This is a genomic window from Micromonospora sp. NPDC050686, from assembly GCF_040654475.1.
Lineage (GTDB): Bacteria > Actinomycetota > Actinomycetes > Mycobacteriales > Micromonosporaceae > Micromonospora.
On sequence record NZ_JBFAID010000001.1, the window covers coordinates 422,005 to 443,774 of the forward strand.

Below are 21,770 nucleotides of genomic sequence, written 5' to 3' on the forward strand. Positions count from 1 at the left end.
GCCCCACCGGGTGCCGTGCCGGGCGGGGTTGCGCCTTCATCCTCTGGCATGCCCGGTCCGCGCACACGGTACGCACGCCCGGGGTCACCGGGTCCTTCGGCCCGGGGTGAATGCCCGCATTGCCCTGCCCGGCCGGGGTTGCCGCTGAGACGATTCCGAGGTGGGAGCCGAACCGCGCGAATGCCTGCCGGAACGGCCGGCCAGGGGGCCCCGGCTCAACTGGGCCGAGTGGGCCCCGCTGATCCTGCTCACCCTGGCGGCGCTGGCCGGCGGCGCGCTCTGGCTGGCCGGGCTGCGCGGCGCCGCCGACCTGGTCTGGGCCGCGGTGACCCTGGTCGCCCTGCTGCCCGCCACCTGGGCGGTGCTGCGACAGTTGTGGCACCGGCAGTTCGGGGTGGACGTGATCGCCGTGCTGGCGCTGGCCGGCGCGCTGGGCGTACGCGAGTACCTGGCCGGCGCCGTGATCGCGGTGATGGTGGCGACCGGGCGGTCGCTGGAGTCGTACGCCCAGGCGCGGGCGACCCGGGATCTGCGGGCCCTGTTGGAGCGCGCGCCGCGGCGGGCCCGGCGGCGCGCCGCGGACGGCGGGATCGAGGTGGTGCCGCTGGACCAGGTGGCGGCCGGCGACCGGCTGGTGGTCGGCCCGGGCGACGTGGTGCCGGTGGACGGCACGGCGGAGGAACCGGCGACGCTGGACGAGTCGGTGGTCACCGGGGAGTCGCAGCTGGTGTCGCGGGCGGCGGGGGAGCCGGTCGCCAGCGGTGTGGTCAACGCCGGCGCCGGCTTCGGGCTGCGCGCGACGCGCAGCGCCGCCGAGAGCACGTACGCCGGCATCGTGCGGCTGGCCGAGGAGGCGACCGCCCACAAGGCGCCGATGGTCCGGATGGCCGACCGGTACGCCGCCGCGTTCGTGCCGTTCACCCTGGCCCTGGCCGGGCTGGCCTGGCTGCTCTCCGGACAGTTCATCCGGGCGGTGGCGGTGCTGGTGGTGGCCACCCCCTGCCCGTTGCTGCTGGCCACCCCGATCGCCATCGTCTCCGGGCTGTCCCGGGTGGCGCGGCGCGGGGTGCTGGTCCGCGACGGCGGCTCGCTGGAGCTGCTCGGCCGGGCCCGGACGCTGATGATGGACAAGACCGGCACCCTCACCGCGGGCCGGCCCCGGGCCGCCGAGACCGTGGTCGCCCCCGGCGCGGACCGGGACGAGGTGCTCCGGCTGGCCGCCTCGGTGGAGCAGTTGTCGCCGCACGTGCTGGCCGCCGCGCTGGTCCGGCAGGCCCGGGTGCAGGGGTTGGCGCTGGGTGAGCCGACCGAGGTGACCGAGGAGCCGGGGCGCGGGGTACGCGGCCGGGTGGACGGGCGGGTGGTCCGGGTCGGGCAGCTCGCCGGCGGGCTGCCCGACTGGGCCGAGCGGGCCCGGCGGCGCGCCGAACTGGCCGGCCGCTCGGTGGTCTGGGTCAGCGCCGACGACCACCCGCTCGGCGCGATCCTGCTGGAGGACCCGGTCCGCGCCGACGCCCGCCGCACCGTGCGCCGGCTGCGCGAGGCGGGACTGACCCGGCTGGTCATGGTGACCGGCGACCGGGCCCGGACCGCCGAGCAGGTCGCCCGGGCCGTCGGGGTGGACGACGTGGTGGCGCAGTGCTCGCCGCAGGAGAAGGCGGCCCGGGTACGCGCCGAGTCGGACCGGGCGGTCACGCTGATGGTCGGCGACGGCGTCAACGACGCCCCGGCGCTGGCGGAGGCGCACGTCGGGGTGGCGATGGGCGCGACCGGCGCGACCGCCTCGGCGGACGTGGCCGACGCGGTGCTCAGCGTGGACCGGCTGGACCGGCTCGCCGACGCGGTGGAGATCGCTCGGTACGCCCGCCGCATCGCCGTGCAGTCGGCCACCATCGGGATGGGGCTGGCGGTGGTGGCGATGGTGGTCGCGGCGGCCGGCGGGCTGCCCCCGGTGGCCGGCGCCTTCCTCCAGGAGGGCATCGACGTGCTGGTGATCCTCAACGCGCTGCGGGCGTTGGGCGGCGGGCTGCGCCGGCGGGACGTGCCGCCGGCCACCCGCGAGCTGCTCGACCGGTACGCCGGCGAGCACGCCCCGGTGCGGGACGTGTTGGCCCGGTTGCGGGACACCGCCGACCTGGTCGCCACCCGCCCACAGGCGCCGGAGTGCGTGCCGGCGGTGCGCGAGGTGCACCGCCGGCTGGTCGACGAGGTGCTGCCGCACGAAACCGCCGAGGAGCGGCAGCTGTATCCGGCGCTGGCCGGCCCGCTGGGCAGCGAGGAGGCCACCTCGACCATGAGCCGCGGCCACGTGGAGATCGCCGCGCTGGTGGACCGGATCGGCGGCCACCTGGCGGAACACGCCGACGGGCGGCTGCGCCCGGACGAGGTACCCGACCTGCTGGCCGCCCTGTACGGCCTGGACGCCGTCCTCCGGCTGCATCTGGCACAGGAGGAGGAGGACTACTTCTCGCTCAACCCCGCCGACGGCGGTGGCGACACTCGCTGAGGCCCGGCCGGGCCCTGGGTGTCGCCCTCGCGTGGTGGCTGCCCTGGCGCGTCCGGCCGCCGTCGCGGACATGCCCCGAGACGGCGGGGCCTCGGTCGTTGCCTGCTCTGAACGTTGCCGGGCTTCGGGCGTTGCCGGGCTTCGGGCGTTGCCGGGCTTCGGGCGTTGCGGGGCTTCGGGCGTTGCGGGGCTTCGGGCGTTGCCGGGCTTCGGGGTGCCGGGCTCAGGCGTTGCGGTTGCTCCGGGCGGGAACTCGGCCCGCTAAGCCGAACCGCGGGGCCACGCCGCGCGTTGCGGGGATGCCTCGGGGTGTGGGTGACCCCCTCGGCCACGCGGCCGGTGTGGCCGGGGCTTCGGGTGTGTCGGCGGGTGGGAGTGGACTCGCGAATGAGCGTGATGACTCTCAGGTATCAAAATACCTGAGAGTCATCACGCTCGAACTGTCACCTGCCCGGCGGATGGTGGGCCTGCCGCATGGTTCCGCCGCCCACCCGGTCCGCCCGCCGACGGCCCAGGCGGCCCCGGCCGCCTCCCCCCGGCCGCCCGGGCGGGCTCGGCGGCCCGCGCCCGGGCGGACTCCACGGCCCGCGCCCGGCGTCACCGTCCCCGCCGCCCGCACCCGGCGTCACCGCCCCGGCGACAGCGCCGGCCTGTGCCGCTCCGGGCACACCGGCAGGCGACACCGGCAGGCCCGAGCGCGCCGGTGGCTCAGCGCTCCCTGGCGACCGCGACCGGGCAGTGGGCGTGCTGGATCAGCTGCTGGCTGACCGAGCCCAGCAGCATGCCGCGCAGCCCGCCCCGGCCCCGGCTGCCCACCACGACCAACTGGGCGTCCCGGCTCGCCTCGACCAGGACGCCGGCCGCGCTGCCGGGCACCACCTCGACCTCGATCGCCAGCTCCGGGAAGGTCTCCCGCCACCGGGCCAGGGCCTGCTCGGTGGCCGTGCGGTCCTCGGCGGCGCTGGCGGCGGCCTCCTCCTCCGACGGCCCCCGGCGGGGCGACGGCGGCTGGGTGACCCGGACGACCCGCAGCGGCGTCCGCCGCTGGGCCGCCCGCTCGACGGCGAAGCCGAGCGCCACCTGCGCGGACTCGGAGCCGTCGAAGCCCACCACGACGGGCCCGGTCGCGCCCGGTTGGGAGTCGCGGACCACCACCACCGGGCAGTGCGCGTGGGCGGCCACCGACACGGCGGTGGAGCCGACCAGCAGTCCGCCGAACCCGCCGTGCCCGCGGCTGCCGAGCACCAGCACGCTGGCCGCGGCGGACCGTTCCTGGAGCACCAGCGCGGGCGGGCCGTCGAACACCTCACCGTGCACGGTCAGCCCGGGGTGGGCCGCGGCGGCGTCCGAGGCCGCCTTCTGGACCAGCCCCTCGACCTCGCGGCGGGCGGTGTCGTCCGGCCAGATGCCGGGGGCGACGCCGGGACCGATCCAACCGGCCACGGTCAACCACTCGAAGACGTACGCCAGGCGCACCGGCCGCCCGGACCGGCCGGCCTCGGCCAGCGCCCAGTCCAGGGCGACCGCCGCGTCGGCGGATCCGTCATAGCCGACCAGGATCTCCTCGTCGCTCATGATTCCCCTCGCAGCTCCTGCTCGGTCTCCCGGATCCACCGCCACTCGGCGACCCGCGGGTCGTCCTCGCCGTACCGGCGGGTGTAGTCGCGGCAGGCCTGCCGGGTGTCCACCATCTTCTGGCGCAGGTGGGCGGCGCGGGCGGCCAGCCCGGGCACCCGGTCGATGACGTCGATGACCAGGTGGAAGCGGTCCAGGTCGTTGAGCATCACCATGTCGAACGGGGTGGTCGTGGTGCCCTCCTCCTTGTAGCCGCGCACGTGCAGGTTCTCGTGGTTGGCCCGGCGGTAGGTGAGCCGGTGGATCAGCCACGGGTAGCCGTGGTAGGCGAAGATGACCGGCTTGTCGCGGGTGAAGATGGTGTCGAACTCGTTGTCGGGCAGGCCGTGCGGGTGCTCCGAGGGCGGTTGCAGGCGCATCAGGTCGACCACGTTGACCACCCGGACCTTCAGCTCCGGCAGGTGCCGGCGCAGCAGGTCGGCCGCGGCCAGGGTCTCCAGCGTCGGCACGTCGCCGGCGCAGGCGAGCACCACTTCCGGCTCGGCGCCCTCGTCGGTGCTGGCCCAGTCCCAGATGCCCAGGCCGCGCCGGCAGTGCTGGACCGCCTCGTCCATGGTCAGCCAGTTCGGCGCGGGCTGCTTGCCGGCCACCACCACGTTGATGTAGTGCCGGCTGCGCAGGCAGTGGTCCATGGTGGAAAGCAGGGTGTTGCCGTCCGGCGGCAGGTAGACCCGGACCACCTCGGCCTTCTTGTTGACCACGTGGTCGATGAAGCCCGGGTCCTGGTGCGAGAAGCCGTTGTGGTCCTGTCGCCACACGTGGCTGGAGAGCAGGTAGTTCAGCGACGCGACCGGCTCCCGCCAGGGGATGTGCCGGGTCACCTTCAGCCACTTGGCGTGCTGGTTGACCATCGAGTCGACGATGTGGATGAACGCCTCGTAGCTGGTGAACAGGCCGTGCCGGCCGGTCAGCAGGTAGCCCTCCAGCCAGCCCTGGCACAGGTGCTCGGAGAGCACCTCCATCACCCGGCCGTCGGGGGAGAGGTGGTCGTCGCCGGGGACCTCGGCGGCGACGAACGCCCGGTCGGTGACCTCGAACGCCGCGCCGAGCCGGTTCGAGGCGACCTCGTCCGGCCCGAACAGCCGGAAGGACTGCGGGTTGCGGGCGATGACGTCGCGTACCCAGGGGCCCAGCGCGCCGGTGGCGCCGGCCATCGGCTCCCCCGGCCGCGGCACGTCGATGCCGTACTCGCGGAAGTCGGGCAGGTCCAGGTCGCGCAGCAGCCGGCCGCCGTTGGCCACCGGGTTGGCGCTCATCCGCCGGTCCCCGTTCGGGGGTACGGCGGACACCTCGGCCACCGGCACGCCGGTGGCGTCGAACAGCTCCTCCGGCCGGTAGCTGCGCAGCCAGCGCTCCAGCTCGGCCAGGTGCTGCGGGTTGTCGCGCACCTCGGCGATCGGCACCTGGTGGGCGCGGAAGGTGCCCTCCACGTGCTTGCCGTCGACCTCCTGCGGGCCGGTCCAACCCTTCGGCGTACGCAGGACGATCATCGGCCAGCGGGGCCGGTGCACGGGGCCGCCGGAGCGGGCCGCCCGCTGGATCTCGGCGATCTCGTCGCAGGCCCGGTCCAGGGTGGCGGCCAGCAGTTGGTGCACCGCCGTGGGGTCGTCCCCGGCGACCACGTACGGCCGGTAGCCGTAGCCGCGCATCAGGTCGAGCAGGTCCTCCTCGGGGATCCGGTCCAGCACCGTCGGGTTGGCGATCTTGTAGCCGTTGAGGTGCAGGATGGGCAGCACCGCGCCGTCGCGGGCCGGGTTGAGGAAGACGTTCGACAGCCAGCTGCCCGCCAGCGGGCCGGTCTCCGCCTCGCCGTCACCGATGACGCAGGCGACCAGCAGGTCCGGGTTGTCGAAGGCGGCGCCGTACGCGTGGCTCAGCGCGTACCCGAGCTCGCCGCCCTCGTGGATCGAACCCGGCACCTCCGCCGCCACGTGGCTGGGGATGCCGCCGGGGAAGGAGAACTGGCGGAACAGCCGCTGCATGCCGGTCTCGTCCCGGCTCACCGAGTGGTACAGCTCGCTGTAGGTGCCCTCCAGCCAGGTGTTCGCCACGATTGCCGGGCCGCCGTGCCCAGGGCCGGTGACGTAGATGGCGGACAGGTCGCGTTGGACGATGACCCGGTCGAGGTGGGTGTAGATCAGGTTGAGCCCGGGGCTGGTGCCCCAGTGGCCCAGCAGGCGGGGCTTGACATGCTCGGGGCGCAGCGGTTCCCGCAGCAGCGGGTTGTCGAGCAGGTAGATCTGCCCGACGGTGAGGTAGTTCGCCGCGCGCCAGTAGGCGTCGAGCCGGCGCAGCTCGTCTCCGGTCAGGGGGCTGTGCAGGTCGAGAGCGGTGTCCATGCTGCATTAGCCTCTCGCGGGTCGGGGACTTTCGCACCCGGAAGCGCCTTTCCGCCGGGCCGGTCCAGCTTCGCGTTCGGCCCGCCCGCCGGTCAGGGCCGTTGGGCCCGGCGGCGCGGGCGTCATGCCCCGTCCGGGGGCGGCGGTGCCAGCCCGCGTACGACGATGACCGGGCCGGGGGAGTGGTAGAGCAGGGACTGGCTGACCTCGCCCAGCATGCCGCGCCACGCCTCGTCGCCCCGCGCGCCCACCACGCTGACCTGCGCGGAGCGGGACTGTTCCAGCAGGACGGTGCCCGGGTCGCCGGAGATGGTGTGGCACTCCGCGGCCACCGTCGGGTGCCGCCGCGCGGCGTGGGACACCAGGTCGAGCAGGAGTTGGTCGTCGCGGGGTCGCCCCGGGTCGGTGACCTGGACGGCGAGCAGCCGGGCCGACCGGCGGGCCGCCTCCGCGAAGGCGAAGTCGAGGGCGGTGCGGGAGCTGGTCGAGCGGTCGACGCCGACCAGCACCGGCCCGGCGGGCGGCGGCTGCGAACGGACCACCAGCACGGGGCAGCCGGCGCGGGCGGCGAGCTGGACGGCGGGCGCGTCGGCCGGTACGCACCGGACGCAGCCGGCCATCCCGCCGTCGCCGATCGCCACCAGGTACGCCGACTCGGACCGGCGGATCAGCGCCGTCACCGGCGAGCCCTCGACGATCTCGCCGCTCACCGGCACCGCCGGCTCGACGTCGCTGGCGGTGGCCGCGGCCCGCTCGATCAGGTTCTCCGCATCGTCCCGGGTGACGCCGCCCGGCGTCTCGAACGCGGCCTCCCAGTTGAACGCGTGCAGCAGGGCCAGGGGCCGGTCGTGCGTGGCGGCCTCCCGGGCGGCCAGCCGGACCACCTGCATCGACTCCTCGGCGGGGCCCACTCCGGCCACGACCGCCCCGTCGGCGGGTGTGGTCACTCGGCACTCACCTCCCCCAACCCACCGTAATCCCACCCCACCCCCCGCGTGCGGGATCGGATGTAAGGAGGGGACCCCGCTTAACGCTTTTGGTAGCGGCGGGGCCCCTTCTTAACGCCCGTCTGTCAACAAGGGCCCCCGCCTAACATCCGGGCGGGGTTACCCAAGGTGGTGGGCGCGGATGACCACGGCGGTGGCGTTGTCGTCGCCACCGGCGTCGAGGGTGGCGGTGAGCAGGTCGCGGACCGCCTGGGCGGGGGTGGCGGCGGCCAGGTGGCCGCGCAGCGCGTGGTAGTCGACCTGGTCGCTGACGCCGTCGGTGCAGAGCAGCCAGGTGTCGCCGGCGCGCAACGGCACGGCCAGCAGGTCGGCGTCCGGCCGTTCCGGGTGGCCGAGGTAGCGCAGCAGTTGGTAGCGGGCGCGCTCGGCCTCGGGCGAGTCGGCGGCGTACCAGCCGTGCAGCACGCCCAGCCAGGCGGCGGTGTGGTCGACGGTGAGCAGTTCCAGCAGCCCGTCGCGCATCCGGTAGGCCCGGGAGTCGCCGAGCTGGGCCAGCCACACCTGCCCGCCGTCCGGCTCGGCCACCAGGGCGGTGAGCGTGCAGCCGGTCAGCTCGTGCCGGGGGGCGCCGACGGCGCGTACCCGGGTCTGCGCCTCGGCGGTCGCGGCCCGCAGCGGACCGGCGCCGACCTCGGGCCAGGCGGCGCGGATCCGTTCGACGACGGTGGCGGTGGCGGTGGCGCCGGCCAGCCGGCTGCCCTCGCCGGAGCCCATGCCGTCGACCACCGTGGCGAACGGCAGCTCCTCGTCGACGTGCAGCACGTCGAAGTTGGCCGGGTACCGGTTGCCGACCACGCTGCCGCCGGCGATCTCCAGCTCGACCCGGCCGGTCAGGTGCCGCCGCACCTGCGGTGCGGGCTGGTCACGGCGGGGACGGAGGCGCACGGGCTGACGCTAGCACCGGCCGGACGCGACGCGCATGTCAACTGAGGTTGACAAACCAGCATCGTCAACCTACGTTGACAGCATGAGTCAGGCAACGGAACTCGCGGCAGCCGCCGGCAGCACCGACCCGAAGGTCGGTCTCCGCGCGGTGCTCGCCCTGCGCCGGCTCCTCGAACGGCTCGAGGTGGTCCAGGTGGACAACGCCCGTCGACAGGGCTGGTCCTGGCAGGAGATCGCCGACGCGCTCGAGGTCAGCCGGCAGGCGGTCCACAAGAAGCACGCCGGGCGACCGGCGGTGCCCGGCAGTTGGGAGTGATCATGTTCGAACGGTTCACCGACCGGGCCCGTGCGGTCGTCCACCGGGCGCTCGACGAGGCCCGGGCCGAGGGGCAGCGGCCGGTCGGCACGGAGCACCTGCTGCTCGGCGTCCTCGCCGACCCCGACGCCCTCGCCACCCGGGTGCTCGCCGAGGCCGGGGTGGGCGCGGACGACCTGCGCGCCCGGATCCGCCAGCACACCGGCAACGCCGGCCTGGCCGAGGCGGACGCCGCGGCGCTGCGGGAGATCGGCATCGACCTGGCCGCCATCGTGGCCCGGATCGAGGAGTCCTTCGGCCCGGACGCGCTGCGCGAGGCGGCGCCCCCGCCGCGCCGCCGCTGGGGCCGCCGGCGTTTCCTGGGCGGCCCGTTCTCGCCCCGCTCGAAGAAGGCGCTGGAGCTGTCGCTGCGCGAGGCGATCCGGCTGCGCCACCGGCACATCGGCACCGAGCACATCCTGCTCGGGCTGCTCCGCGAGGGCGGCGGCCTCGGCGCGCTGGTGCTCACCGAGGCCGGGGTGGACCTGGCCGAGCTGCGCCGCCGGGTCGAGGAAGCCCTGCGTACGGCGGCCTGACCCGCCACCCGGGAAAGCCGCGTCGGCCGTCCGGCCGGCGCGGCCGGTAAACCTCTTTGCGGCACACGCAACGTCCCGCCCCGTCGGCTCGCTGGCCGGCCCGATCTGCTGCACACTTGCGCCGTGGATGGTGGAGATGGCAGGCGTCCGGTGACCGCGGACAACCCCGCGCCGCGCTCCGCGGTGGTGGTCAACCCCGCGAAGGTGACCGATCTCGACGAGTTCCGGCGCATTGTGAACGACGCCCTCGGCGCGGCCGGCTGGCCCGAGCCGGTGTGGTACGAGACCACCGTCGAGGACCCCGGCCGGGGCCAGACCGAGGAGGCCGTCCGGGCCGGCGCCGAGGTCGTCTTCGCCTGCGGCGGCGACGGCACGGTGATGGCCTGCGTCACCGCGCTCGCCGGCACCGAGACCGCCCTCGCGGTCCTGCCGCAGGGCACCGGCAACCTGCTCGCCGCCAACCTGGGACTCTCCAACGACCTGGCCGCCGGCCTCCAGGTCGCCGTCGAGCGCGGAATGCGCCGCCTGGACGTCGGCGTGGTCGACGATCAGTGCTTCGCGGTGATGGCCGGGATGGGCTTCGACGCCCAGATGCTCGACTCCACCTCCGAGACCACCAAGAAGCGGATCGGCTGGCCGGCGTACGTCGTCGGGGCGGCGAAGCACCTGCGGGACCGGCCGATGCGGGTTTCCATCCGGATCGACGGCGAGCCGCCGGTGCGGCGCCGGGCCCGGTCGGTCCTGGTCGCCAACGTTGGCCGGCTCCAGGGCGGGGTACGGCTGCTCACCGACGCCGAGCCCGACGACGGCTGGCTCGACGTCGCCGTGCTCACCCCCCGCCGGGTGCGGCACTGGCTGGCGATGGGCTGGGCGCTGGTGCGCCGCCGCGGCAGCGTGCCCGGGATGGAGGTGTTCCGGGCCCGCAAGGTCGAGATCGCCAGCAACCGGGCCCAGCCGCGGCAGCTCGACGGTGACCTGATCGAGCCGGGCCGCTCGCTGAAGGCCGAGATCCGGCCGGAGTCGCTGTGGCTGTGCGTGCCGCGGCCGGCGCAGCACCCCGACCTGGCGGTGGACGCGGACGCGGTCGGCGAGCGCGGTGAGCGGCTGGTCGAGGAGGCTCGCCGTGAGTAGCACCAAGCTGGTTCCCGAGACCCGGCTGATGGCCCGGGAGGAGCTCTCCGCCGACGACGCCTGGCACACGTTGCGCCGGCACGGCGGCTGGCACCTGCTGCGGGACGCGTTCGTCCGGTTCCGCTACGGCGACGGGTTCAGCCACTCCCGGGCGTTCGCCCTCCAGCTCTGCCTCGCCGTGGTGCCGTTCATGATCGCGCTCACCGGGTTGATCAGCGAGATGGGCGTGGCGGAGGGCGGCCAGGTGGTCGCCGACACCGTCCTGGCGCTCACCCCCGGCCAGAGCGAGCAGATGGTGCAGGAGCTGCTCGGCGACACCGAGCGGATCGAACGCGCCGGTGAGCTGGCGCTGACCCTCGGTCTGATCACCGGGCTGGTCGCGTTGACCACCACCATGGCCCAGATCGAGCGGGGCGCGAACCGGATCTACGGCGTCGAGCGGGACCGGCCCGCCCTCGCCAAGTACGTGCGGGCCGCGGCGCTCGCGGTCTTCGCCGGCCTGCCCGCCCTGGTGGGCTTCCTGATCCTGGTAGGCGGCCGGGAGATGGGCAACTCGGTGCAGCGCCACTACGAGTGGGGCGAGCTGGCCAACCAGACCTGGAACGTGATCCGCTGGCCGCTGAGCCTCGGGTTGACCGTGCTCGCGGTGGCGGTGCTGTTCCGGCACGCGCCCCGGCGCCGGCAGCCCGGCCTGTCCTGGCTCTTCTTCGGCGCCGGCATCGCCACCGGGCTGTGGTGGCTGGCCAGCCTGCTGCTCGCCGCGTACGTGAAGTTCGGCGGCGGGTTCGGGCAGACCTACGGCGCGCTCACCGGCATCATGGCCCTGCTGCTGTGGGCCAACCTCACCGGCATGGCGCTCTTCGGCGGGCTGGCCCTCGCCGCCCAGTTGGAGGCGATGCGCATCGGCGTCGAGGAGCCGGCCCAGCCGGACCTGTGGCAGCCGGAGGCGCGGGAGGGCGAAATCATGGACACCGGCGGGATGACCGCACTCTGACCGCCGCCTGCGGTGTACGCGCAGCGCGAACCGGGTACCTCGCGGCTCGCCGGGATGTGCACTACGGGAGGTGCGGCGTGACCGCGGTCAAGGAGTCGGGGCGGCGACCGCTCGAGCATTTCGCCGAGCGCAGCGTCGCCGGGCTGGTCGGCATCGCCGCCGCCGGGGTGGGCTTCGGCCTGTTGCTGATGCTGGTCCGGTTCAAGTGGGGTCCGCTCTACGACGCCGACCACGGGATCGCGGAGTGGTTCAACGGCCTCGTCGCGCCGCACCACGCGCTGGTGACCGCGCTCCAGGCGATCACCGACCTGGGCGGGCGGCCGGTGCTGATCTGGCTGGTCACCATCGCGGTGATCGGCCTGCTGATCCGCCGGCAGTCCCGGCTCGCGGTCTATCTGATCATCACCGGGGTCGGTGGGCTGATCCTCGACCCGTCGCTGAAGACCCTGGTGGGCCGGCTGCGCCCGGTGGTGGAGGTGCCGGTGGCCAGCGCCCCCGGCAACAGCTTCCCGTCCGGGCACGCGCTCGGCTCGTTCGTCGCGTACGGGGCGTTGCTGCTGGTCTTCCTGCCCGCGATGGCGCCGCGCTGGCGCAAGCCGGCCGTCGCGCTCGTGGGTGTGCTGGTGGTCCTGATCGGGCTGACCCGCATCGCCCTCGGCGTGCACTTCGTCTCCGACGTGCTCGCCGGCTGGCTGCTCGGCGCCTGCTGGCTCCTCGTCTCCGCGTACGCCTTCCGGCTGTGGCGGCGCGAGCGCGACCGGCCGGTGCCACCGATCAGCGAGGGCCTGGAGCCGGAGGCCGGGCACGAGATCAGCCCCGCCCCGGACGAGGAGCGCGTGCTGGAGCACCCGCGGTCCGCCGTCGCCGAGCTGGTGGTCGGCTGGGTGCTGGTCTTCGGCGCGCTCTACGGCTTCGGGATGCTGGTCAGCTATCACGCCGGGGGCACCTTCTTCGACACCCTGGACACCGAGGTGCCGCGCTGGTTCGCCGAGCGGCACACCGACGTGCTGACCGACCTGAGCTGGTGGTGGAGCAAGTTCGGCGACACCCACGCGATCATGCTGATCTCGCTGGTCTTCTGCCCGCTGGTGCTGGCGATCTGGCGGCGCTGGCGACCGGTGCTCTTCGTGGTGCTGGCGATGTTCGGCGAGCTGAGCCTCTTCCTCGCCTCGGCCCGCGCGGTGGACCGGCCGCGCCCGCCGGTGGAGAACCTGGACGGGCAGATGCCCACCTCGTCCTTCCCCTCCGGGCACATCGCCGCCACCATCTGCCTCTGGACGGCGATGGCGATCATCGTCTTCCCCCGTACCGACCGCTGGTGGCGCTGGCTCTTCGTGGCCCTGGCGGTGATCATGCCGGTCGGCGTGGCAGTGTCCCGGATGTACCGGGGCATGCACCACCCGACCGACTTCATGGGCGCGATCCTGCTCAGCGCGCTCTGGCTGGGGTTGCTCTACTGGGTGGTCCGGCCGAACGCCGACGTGCACCAGGGCAACCAGCCGAGCATCGAGTCGGCGGACGTGCACACCCTCGACGACGAGCTGGCCAAGGCTGCCCGGCCGGACTGACGACGTGCTGCGGGTGATGACCTGGAACATCCGGACCGGCGGGCGGGACCGGGGCGGCGGGGACCGCCTCGACCGGGTGGTCCGGGTCGTCGCCGCCGCGCGCCCGGACGTGCTCGCCCTGCAGGAGCTGCGCGACTTCGACCGGGGCGGCCTGCTGGCCGAGGTCGCGGGCCGGATGGGGCTGCGCCCCCACCTGGCCCGCTCGTGGTTCGGGCAGCCGGTTGCGGTGCTGGTCCGCCCGCCGCTGCGGCTGCTGCACGCCGACCGGCTGCGCCGGCCGTTCCACCACGCCGCGGCGCGGGTCGCGGTGGCCACCGGCGCCGGGCCGCTGACCGTGCTCAGCACCCACCTCAATCCGTACGCCGGTGGCGTCCGGCGCGCCGAGGCGGAGTGGCTGGCCGCCGCGGTCCGCCGGGCCGGCCCGCTGGCGCTGCTGGCGGGCGACCTGAACACGCTGGAGCCGACGGTGGACCACACCGAACGGCTGGCCCGCCTGCCCGAGCACTACCGGCGCCGGCACCTGCGCCGCGACGGCCGTACGGTGGACACCCGCGCGGTGGCCCGGCTGCTCGCCGCTGGCCTGGTCGACCTCTGGGCGGCCGGCGGGGCCGCGGAGGCCGACGGGTTGACCGTGCCCACCCGGCACGGCGGGGCCGAGTTCTCCGGGATGCGCCTGGACTACCTGCTGGGCACGGCGGCCGTCGCCGAGGTCGCCCGGGGGTGCCGGGTGGTCCGCGACGACGAGACCGACCACGCCTCCGACCACTACCCGCTGCTGGTGGAGCTGGCGCTCGACCCCGCCTGAGCGCCACGCTCGGCGGGACGGCGGTCAGAGCACCAGGTTCAGCAGCACGGTCAGCAGCACCGAGGCGAGGATCGAGAAGAGGATCATCAGCAGGCAGCCGAGGCCACCGCCGAGCGGTCGGATCTCCGTGTTGCCGATACGCATGGACGTCACCTTGTCGGGGTCAGGGACAGCAGGCCGTGGATCGCCTCGGCGGCCTGGGTCGGGGCCGTGGTGAGCACGTTGTGGGCGGCGCCGGGCACGCTCGCCGCCCGGCCGCCGGGGACCAGCCGGGCGGCCTCGTCGCGCCACGACCGGGGAACGAGGGTGTCCCGCTCGCCGGTGAGCACGAGGGTGGGCGCGGTGACCCGGACCAGGTCGGCCTCGACGGCGTTGCGCACCGAGTGGGAGAGCGAGGCGTACACCCGCCAGGGGCGGGCGTCGAGCACGTCGCGCAGCAGGATGGGCACCTGCCACGGCGCCTCGCGCAGGGCGTCGAGCAGCCAGCGCCCGACCTGCCCCCGGCGGGTACGCGCCGCGGGGTCGCTGGTCGGGCCGGCCAGCACCAGGGCGCGGACCGCCTCCGGGTGCCGGGCGGCCAGCGCGGCGGCGACCTCCGCGCCGAATGAGTGCCCGACCAGGCAGACCGGCGGCAGCCGGTACTCCGCCAGCCAGGCCGCGAGGTGCGCGGCGTGCCGGCCCACGTCGTACGCGCTGCCCGGTCGCGCGGTGAGCCCGAAGCCGGGCAGGTCCGGGACGTACACCGGCTGGCTGGCGGCCAGCGCGACGGCCAGCCGGGTGAGGTAGCGGTGCGACACCGCCAGCCCGTGCACCAGCACCACCGGGGTGCGGCCGGAGGTCGGCTCGGCGGACCGGCGGGTGTGCGTGCGCAACCCCGCCACCAGCCGCCACTCGCTGGTCAGCCCGGCGGCGGGCCGGGGCGCGGCCAGGGCCAGGCGCAGTTCCGCCGGGCCGAACCGGCCGGGCGGGCGAGACGGCAGCCGGCTCACAGCTCGCGCAGCCGGGGGAGCAACTGCTCCTGCGCCCAGTCCAGGAACATCGGCTGGGTGTCCCCGCCGACCTGGACGAGCGCCACGTGGGTGAAGCCGGCGTCGGCGAACTTCTTGACCGCCTCCACGTGCCGGTCCAGGTCCGGCCCGCAGGAGATGCTCTCCGCCACGTCGTCCTCCCGCACGAACTGGGTGGCGGCGGCGAAGGCGTCCGGGTCGGGCAGGTCCGTGTTGACCTTCCAGCCCAGCCCGAACCAGCGGAACTGGTCGTGCACGATCTTGCGGCACTCCGCCTCGTCCGGCCCGTAGCAGATGGCCACCTGGCCGTAGCGGGGGCGGCCCGCCCCGCCGGCCTCCTCGTACATCTCCACCAGGTGCGGCAGCGGGTCGGTGGCGATCAGCGCGTCGCCGTACTCGGCGGCCAGGGTGGCCGACTGCCGGCCGGAGGCGGCCACCGCCATCGGCACCGGCCGCTGCGGACGGTCCCAGACGTACGCGTCGGGCACGTCGAAGTGGTTGCCGGAGAAGGTCAGCGTCTCGCCGTTGAGCAGCGGCCGGATGATCTGCAATGCCTCCTCGAACATCTCGTGCCGCTGCTGCACGTGCGGCCAGCCGCCGACCACGTGCTCGTTGAGGTTCTCGCCGGCACCGAGCCCGAGGGTGAACCGGCCGTCCGAGAGCAGCCCGACGGTGCTCGCCTTCTGCGCCACCACCGCCGGGTGGTACCGGCGGATCGGGCAGGTCACGAAGGACAGCAGCTCGGCCCGGTTGGTGGCGTGCGCGACCGCGCCGAGCACCGACCAGGCGTACGGGGAGTGGCCCTGGGAGTCCAGCCAGGGGTAGTAGTGGTCGGACATGACCAGATGGTCGAAGCCGGCCGCCTCGGCGCGGATCGCGTAGTCGACCAGTTCCTTCGGCCCGGCCTGCTCGCACAGCAGGGTGTAGCCAACCTTGACCATGGTGCTCTCCTTCCGGGCTGATCGTCATCGGATACCCGATCGCACGTCGATCAACCCTGGTGTCCGTCCGTCCGGCACCGGGGCCACGGTGGCCGCTCGCCTTCAGTCCTCGGTGAGGAGGCGGGCGGTGGGCAGCCGCCGCAGCAACACGGCGGGGGCGAGGCCGGCGAGCGTGGAGAGCAGCATCGCCGCCGCACCCGCGCCGCACGCCACCGCCGTGACCCGCCCGTCGAGCCGCCCGACGAGCAGGGCGGCGGCGCCGGCGCCGGTCAGCGCGCCGGCGACGGCGCCGAGCAGCCCGATGCCGGCGGCCTCGTAGAGCACCAGTCGACGCAGCGCGGCCTCCGGCCAGCCGATCGCCCGGAGCGTGGCGAACTCGGCGGCCCGCTCCCGGACGTTCAGGTACATGACATCGACGGTGCCAAGCAGCCCGAACAGCAGCACCCCCGCCGCGGCGACGAGGTCGAGCCCGCGTACCTGGACCGACACCGCGCGGCCGAGCAGCGAGCCGACCATCCCGTCCTGGAAGGCCCAGACCCCGGCGGCGACCAGCGTGACCGAGCCCACCCCGACGGCCAGGCTGCCCACCCCGGCGGCGGTGCGGGCCGGCACCCGGGCCAGGTTGGTCAGGGCCAGGCCCAGGACCGTGTGGCTGGTCGCCGTCCGGCGGGCCGGCACCACCGCCGGATGCAGCACCACCGCCGGCCGGGTCCGGGCGGCGCGTACCGCGGGGGCGGCGCTCGCCGCTGCGGTCAGCAGCACGCCGACCGGCACGCACAGCAGCGCGGCGCGGGCGGAGATCTGCACCCCGGCGAGCCCGGCGACCGGGAGCGCGGCGGCTGCCCCGGCCAGGCCCGCGAGCAGGCCGACCGTCGCCGACTCGGCGAGGACGAGCGCGGCGAGCCGCCAGGCCGGCCAGCCGACGCAGGCCAGCACCGCCAACTCCCGCGACCGGCCCCGGACGGCTGTCGACACCGCGTTGCCGACCAGGAAGCCGCAGACCACCAGCAGCAACCCGAGCAGGAAGAGGTTCTTGCGATCCACTGCCGCCACGATCTGCGTGGCCACGCCCTGCTTCGTCCACAGCTCCGTCACCGCCAACGGAGGCCGCCCGTCAGCGGCGGCGGGCAGCCGGACGGTGGCGGGCACCGCCGACGAGCCGAGGAGGATCCGCACGTCCAGGCCGGTGCGGTGGACGATCTCGTCGGCGACCATCCGCACCCGCTCCCGGGCCACCGCATCGAACCGGTCGACTCCGGCCACCCTGACCCGGACCGCACCCAGCGGCGCCCGCGCCAGCCCGGCCTCGGTGTCCAGCAACGGCTGCGCGGCGGCCAGCGAGGTCAGCAGCGTCGGCGCCCGGCCGGGATAGCCCAACGGGTCATCGTTCGGCAGCAGCCCCTGCCCGCCGAGCAGGTCGCGGGACCGGGCGTCCGCGCCGACCGGTGCCGCCTGCCGGTAGCTCTCCAGTCCGGCGTGCGCGTCGTCGGCGCCCAGGGCGGCCGGGTCGAACAGGCCCACCGGTTCGAGGGTCCACCCGTCCTCGGGCCGGGGCCGGGCCAGCGCCGTCCCCTCCCGCCCCACCGTCCGGCCGAAGAACCACGAACGGAAGGACCACGTGTCGACGGTCTGCCCGTCCAGGGCCGACGGGCCGTCCGGAGTGGCCGGCGCGACCCGGTGGCCGGCGGCCGGCTCCTCGGCGTACCGGGGCGGGCCGGGCCGCAGCACGGAAGAGACCTGGGACAGGGGTGCCTCCGGCGAGGCCAGCGCCGCGTCGATCGTGTCGCGGTACTCCTGCGCGAGGTCGTACCGGGTGGTGCGCGGCGTGGTTCCGCCGGCCCGGTCCAGTCGCTGCCACGCCGCGCGGGCACCGGCCGCCACCTCGTCGGCGTACCCGTCGACCAGCCGCGCCGCACCCACCTCGAGCTGCTGGTCGATGCCGGGCTCGGTGGCGGCCAGCACGGGCAGGCGGCGGCTGCCCGGCGGCGGCGCGTCCGGGCGCAGGTAACGGCCCGCGCGTACCGCGCCGTCCAGGCCCAGCAGTTGGCCCTCGGCCGCCGGGTCGACCGCCGCGAGTGTCATCGGCACCACCGGCGACAGGTCCACCTCCAGCCGTCGGGTACGCGGTATGTCGCTCAGCGGCCGGCCCATGGTGAGCACCGTGGCGGAGCGGAACGTGCCGTCCGACAGCAGCTGAAAGGCCAGCACCGGGCTGACGTGGGTGCGCCGCAGGTCCGGGTCGTTGCTGCCGACCACGGTCGGGCAGATCTGCCGTCGCGCGCCCCCGGGCGACACCTCCAACGGGCCGGCACCACCGCTGCCGGGGCACTCCAGCCCCGACCTGGCGGGATCGACCCGGGTGCCGTCGGCGTAGACGAGACGCTGACCCAGCTCGGCGAGCGGCACCAGCGGACGCCGCGAGACGTAGACGTAGATCGGCGCCGCGGCGAGCCCGGTGAGCCGCCGGTCGGCGTGAACCAGCGGGGCGACCTTGATCAGCTGCCGTTGCGCGGCGCGGTCCACCAGCGCGGTGACGTCCACCCGCAGCTGGGGCGCCACGTCCGTGACGCCGAGGACGGCGATCGGGGCGGCCACCTCGACCCCCGGCACCCCACGGATCCGGTCCCACTGCGCGAGGCTGATCCCGCCGTCCGGATCGACGACCTGGTCGGCGCGGAGCAGGCCCCCGGTCTGCCGGTCGGCCGGGCGGACCAGGATGTCGTACGGCGGCCGGAACCGGTCGTCGACCGTGCCGCTGGCCACCAGCCGGGAGGTGGTGGCGGCGCCGCTCAGCACGACGAAGCCCGTGGTGGCCAGCAGCACGGCGGCCAGCACGCCGGCGGTCCGGCCGCGGGAATGCCGCAGCTGAGCCCAGACCGTCCGCAACACCGGCCACCGTCCTGTCCGTGGGAGCGACCGGCCCATCTTCGCCGTCCCGCGTCGTCCGGGGGGTTCCCGGCGGGCGGCCGAACGCGCCCACCGGGGATCCGGGCATCACCGGCTCAGCGGGCAAATCGCACTTCCGCTCAACGCCTTGACGCGGTGCATGCGACTGCCATGGGTCTGCCTTAACCGGTTCAGATTCCGGTGCTGCGCATCCTTGTGCTGGGGATGACCACCCCTGCGGTGGTCCGTGGCAGCACGGGCCACCGCGGGACCGGCCCGGAGCGCGGGCCGCTACTTAACCGGTTGCGTTCATCGATTGCGGTGCCTACGCTGATGCCTGCGCCGCCGGGAGCCGGGCGGCGGCTGTCGGGCTGCAGCCGCCTTCCCCTGTCACCACCACCGCACCCCCACCTGGGCACCGGGGGAGACCTCCCTGAGGAAGGCCATGAAGAAGACCCTCTCCGTCGCGGGCGCCGCCCTGCTGACGGTCCTCGCCGCCGTGTTCGCCTTCGGGCAGCCGGCGCAAGCCGCCAACGGCTTCTCCGTCGCCAACGGCCGGCTCTACGACGCCAACGGCACCGAGTTCGTGATGCGCGGGGTCAACCACGCGCACACCTGGTACCCGCAGCAGACCGCCTCCTTCGCCAACATCAAGAAGCTCGGCGCGAACACCGTCCGGGTGGTGCTGGCCAGCGGCGACCGCTGGACGAAGAACAGCGCCGCCGACGTCGCCAACGTGATCTCGCTGTGCAAGGCCAACAAGCTGATCTGCGTGCTGGAGGTGCACGACACCACCGGCTACGGCGAGGACGGCGCCGCCACCACGCTGGCCAAGGCCACCGACTACTGGCTGAGCATCGCCGACGTGCTCAAGGGCCAGGAGAAGTACGTGATCGTCAACATCGGCAACGAGCCGTACGGCAACCAGGGCTACGCTGCCTGGGCCACCGACACGGCCAACGCGATCAAGCGGCTGCGCACCGGCGGCCTCACCCACACCATCATGGTCGACGCCCCGAACTGGGGTCAGGACTGGTCCTTCACCATGCGCGACAACGCCGGCACGGTGTTCAACGCCGACCCGCAGAAGAACACCGTCTTCTCGATCCACATGTACGGGGTCTTCGACACCGCCGCGGAGATCAGCGACTACCTGGGCCGGTTCCGCACCGCCGGACTGCCCATTGTGGTCGGTGAGTTCGGCTTCAACCACTCCGACGGCAACCCGGACGAGGACGCCATCATGGCCTACAGCCAGGCCAACGGGATCGGTTACCTGGGCTGGTCGTGGAGCGGCAACGGCGGTGGCGTCGAGTACCTGGACATGGCCACCAACTTCGACCCGAACCAGCTGACCAGCTGGGGTCAGCGGATCTTCAACGGGGCCAACGGCATCAAGGCCACCGCCCGGGAGGCGTCCGTCTACGCCAGCACCCCGCCACCGACCACGACCCCGCCGACGAGCATCCCGCCCACCACGACCCCGCCGACGACCCCGCCGCCCAGCGGCGGCTGCACGGCTGCCTACACGATCGTCAACTCGTGGCAGGGCGGCTTCCAGGGCGAGGTCAAGGTGACCGCCGGCTCGGCCGCGATCGGCGGCTGGTCGGTGCGGTGGACGTTCGCCAACGGCCAGACCGCCAGCCAGGCGTGGAACGCCACGGTCAGCAACAGCGGGTCGACGTACACCGCCCGCAACGTCGACTACAACGGCCGGCTCGGCGCCGGCGCCAGTACCACCTTCGGCTTCATCGGCAGCTGGAACGGCACCAACCCGGTACCCGCGGTCGCCTGCACCGCGAGCTGACCCGCCCGGGCGGCCGGCCCAGCCACCGCCGCCCCACTGCCTGATCAAGGAGTTTGCGTCGGAACGCCGACGCCGACGCAAACTCCTTGATCACCGGGGTGGGGGCGGGGGGTTGGGTGGGGCGGTGGCTAGGCGGGCGGCGCGCATCAGCAGGTATTCCTGCTCTCGGCGGCTGGTGGTGTGGGCGGCGGCGGAGCGGTAGTGCGCCACCGCGGCGTCCCGGTCGCCGGCCATCTCGTGCAGGTGGGCGCGGGCGGCGTCGAGCCGATGGGAGCCGGCCAGCCGGGGGTCGGCGGCCGGCGCGGCGAGCGCGTCCAGGCCGGCGGCCGGGCCGTGCACCATGGCGGTCGCCACCGCCCGGTTGAGCGCCACCACCGGGCTGCCGGTGAGCCGCTCCAGCACCCCGTACAGCGCGAGGATCTGCGGCCAGTCGGTGGCCGCCGCGCTCGGCGCCTCGTCGTGCAGCGCGGCGACGGCCGCCTGGAGCTGGTACGGCCCGACCGGCCCCCGGGCCATCGCGGTGGTGACCAGCGCCGTTCCCTCGGCGATCGCGGCCGGGTCCCAGCGGGAGCGATCCTGCTCGGCCAGCGGGATGAGCTCTCCGGACGGGCCGGTACGAGCGTCGGCGCGGGCGTCGGTGAGCAGCATCAGCGCGAGCAGCCCGGCCACCTCGCTGTCGTCGGGCAGCAGCCGGTGCATCTCCCGGGCCAGCCGGATCGCCTCCTCGGCGAGGTCGACCCGGCGCAGGTCGGCGCCGAGGCTCGCGGTGTGGCCCTCGGTGAAGATCAAATAGAGCACGTGCAGCACGGCGGAGAGCCGGGCCGCCCGGTCGGCCGGCTCGGGCAGCCGGAACGGCAGCCCGGAGTCGCGGATTCGTTGCTTGGCCCGGCTGATCCGCTGCGCCATGGTGGCCTCGGGCACCAGGAACGCCCGGGCGATCTCGGCGGTGCTCAGCCCGCCGACCGCGCGCAGGGTCAACGCGATCGCAGACGGGGTCGTCAACGACGGGTGACAGCAGAGGAAGAGCAACGTCAGCGTGTCGTCCCGGTCGGCGGGCGGTTCGTCGGCCGCCGGCGCGGCCCGCCGGTCCCCGGGCTCGCGCCGGGCCGCGCGTTCCTCCCGGTCCCGCCGCGCCGTCTCGGCGCGGACCAGCTCGATCATCCGGCGGTACGCGACCTGGATCAGCCAGCCGCGCGGGTTGTCCGGCAGCCCCTCGTCCGGCCACTGGGTGGCCGCCGCCAGCAGCGCCTCCTGCACGGCGTCCTCGGCCGTGGCGAAGTCACCGAAGCGGCGGCTGAGCACGCCGATGACCTGCGGCGCCAGCTCGCGCAGCAGGTCCTCGACGGTCCGGTCCGGTAGGTCCAGCGG

General features: G+C 74.7%; 16 protein-coding genes. 8 read left to right on the forward strand and 8 right to left on the reverse strand.

The genetic code is table 11. The features are described from left to right. Positions 1-160 precede the first annotated feature (160 nt). Entirely contained in the window at positions 161-2,506 is a 2,346-nt protein-coding gene (locus AB0H57_RS01960; protein ID WP_357501604.1) for a heavy metal translocating P-type ATPase, read from the forward strand. 708 nt (positions 2,507-3,214) lie between these two features. On the opposite strand, the gene AB0H57_RS01965 is transcribed toward AB0H57_RS01960, so the two are convergent. The 4 genes from AB0H57_RS01965 to AB0H57_RS01980 all read right to left on the reverse strand — a co-directional run bounded on the left by AB0H57_RS01965 (position 3,215) and on the right by AB0H57_RS01980 (position 8,372). Then, complete coding sequence (locus AB0H57_RS01965) at positions 3,215-4,081, reverse strand: universal stress protein (protein WP_357501606.1); 867 nt, start codon at positions 4,079-4,081, stop codon at positions 3,215-3,217. Next, positions 4,078-6,480 (reverse strand): phosphoketolase family protein, encoded by a 2,403-nt coding sequence (locus tag AB0H57_RS01970; RefSeq protein ID WP_357501608.1) that lies wholly within the window; start codon positions 6,478-6,480, stop codon positions 4,078-4,080. The genes AB0H57_RS01965 and AB0H57_RS01970 overlap by 4 nt, the downstream gene beginning before the upstream one ends. A 122-nt stretch (positions 6,481-6,602) precedes the next feature. Further along, positions 6,603-7,427: a universal stress protein gene (locus tag AB0H57_RS01975; RefSeq protein WP_357501610.1), complete on the reverse strand. Its 825-nt coding sequence runs from the start codon at positions 7,425-7,427 to the stop codon at positions 6,603-6,605. Between the two features lie 159 nt (positions 7,428-7,586). Further along, positions 7,587-8,372, reverse strand: coding sequence for a PP2C family serine/threonine-protein phosphatase (locus AB0H57_RS01980; RefSeq protein WP_357501612.1), 786 nt, complete (start codon positions 8,370-8,372; stop codon positions 7,587-7,589). An 82-nt stretch (positions 8,373-8,454) separates the two neighbouring features. Between AB0H57_RS01980 and AB0H57_RS01985 the strand changes: the two genes are divergently transcribed. The 6 genes from AB0H57_RS01985 (at position 8,455) to AB0H57_RS02010 (ending at position 13,761) form a co-directional block, all read left to right on the forward strand. Further along, positions 8,455-8,688, forward strand: a complete 234-nt coding sequence (locus AB0H57_RS01985) for an HTH domain-containing protein (RefSeq protein ID WP_357501614.1) — start codon at positions 8,455-8,457, stop codon at positions 8,686-8,688. Positions 8,689-8,690: 2 nt separating this feature from the next. Continuing rightward, positions 8,691-9,263, forward strand: coding sequence for a Clp protease N-terminal domain-containing protein (locus AB0H57_RS01990; RefSeq protein ID WP_357501616.1), 573 nt, complete (start codon positions 8,691-8,693; stop codon positions 9,261-9,263). Between the two features lie 150 nt (positions 9,264-9,413). Beyond that, complete coding sequence (locus AB0H57_RS01995; RefSeq protein ID WP_357501618.1) at positions 9,414-10,394, forward strand: diacylglycerol kinase family protein; 981 nt, start codon at positions 9,414-9,416, stop codon at positions 10,392-10,394. Further along, positions 10,387-11,388, forward strand: coding sequence for a YihY/virulence factor BrkB family protein (locus AB0H57_RS02000; protein ID WP_357501620.1), 1,002 nt, complete (start codon positions 10,387-10,389; stop codon positions 11,386-11,388). Before AB0H57_RS01995 ends, AB0H57_RS02000 begins: the two co-directional genes overlap by 8 nt. A gap of 77 nt (positions 11,389-11,465) precedes the next feature. Continuing rightward, entirely contained in the window at positions 11,466-12,956 is a 1,491-nt protein-coding gene (locus AB0H57_RS02005; RefSeq protein ID WP_357501622.1) for a phosphatase PAP2 family protein, read from the forward strand. A gap of 4 nt (positions 12,957-12,960) precedes the next feature. Further along, positions 12,961-13,761 (forward strand): endonuclease/exonuclease/phosphatase family protein, encoded by an 801-nt coding sequence (locus AB0H57_RS02010; RefSeq protein ID WP_357501624.1) that lies wholly within the window; start codon positions 12,961-12,963, stop codon positions 13,759-13,761. A gap of 149 nt (positions 13,762-13,910) precedes the next feature. On the opposite strand, the gene AB0H57_RS02015 is transcribed toward AB0H57_RS02010, so the two are convergent. From AB0H57_RS02015 to AB0H57_RS02025, 3 genes are all read right to left on the reverse strand, one after another. Then, on the reverse strand, positions 13,911-14,750 hold the full coding sequence (locus tag AB0H57_RS02015) for an alpha/beta hydrolase (protein WP_357501626.1): 840 nt from the start codon (positions 14,748-14,750) through the stop codon (positions 13,911-13,913). Further along, entirely contained in the window at positions 14,747-15,709 is a 963-nt protein-coding gene (locus tag AB0H57_RS02020; RefSeq protein ID WP_357501628.1) for a TIGR03557 family F420-dependent LLM class oxidoreductase, read from the reverse strand. Before AB0H57_RS02020 ends, AB0H57_RS02015 begins: the two co-directional genes overlap by 4 nt. 102 nt (positions 15,710-15,811) lie before the next feature. Continuing rightward, positions 15,812-18,595, reverse strand: a complete 2,784-nt coding sequence (locus tag AB0H57_RS02025; protein WP_357501630.1) for an ABC transporter permease — start codon at positions 18,593-18,595, stop codon at positions 15,812-15,814. Positions 18,596-19,040: 445 nt separating this feature from the next. Between AB0H57_RS02025 and AB0H57_RS02030 the strand changes: the two genes are divergently transcribed. Next, positions 19,041-20,402 carry a cellulase family glycosylhydrolase gene (locus tag AB0H57_RS02030; RefSeq protein ID WP_357501632.1) on the forward strand — a complete coding sequence of 454 codons (1,362 nt, stop codon included), beginning with the start codon at positions 19,041-19,043 and terminating at the stop codon, positions 20,400-20,402. Positions 20,403-20,492: 90 nt separating this feature from the next. Here the strand turns inward: AB0H57_RS02030 and AB0H57_RS02035 are convergent, their stop codons facing one another. Then, complete coding sequence (locus AB0H57_RS02035; RefSeq protein ID WP_357501727.1) at positions 20,493-21,767, reverse strand: sigma-70 family RNA polymerase sigma factor; 1,275 nt, start codon at positions 21,765-21,767, stop codon at positions 20,493-20,495. Positions 21,768-21,770: the final 3 nt, after the last annotated feature.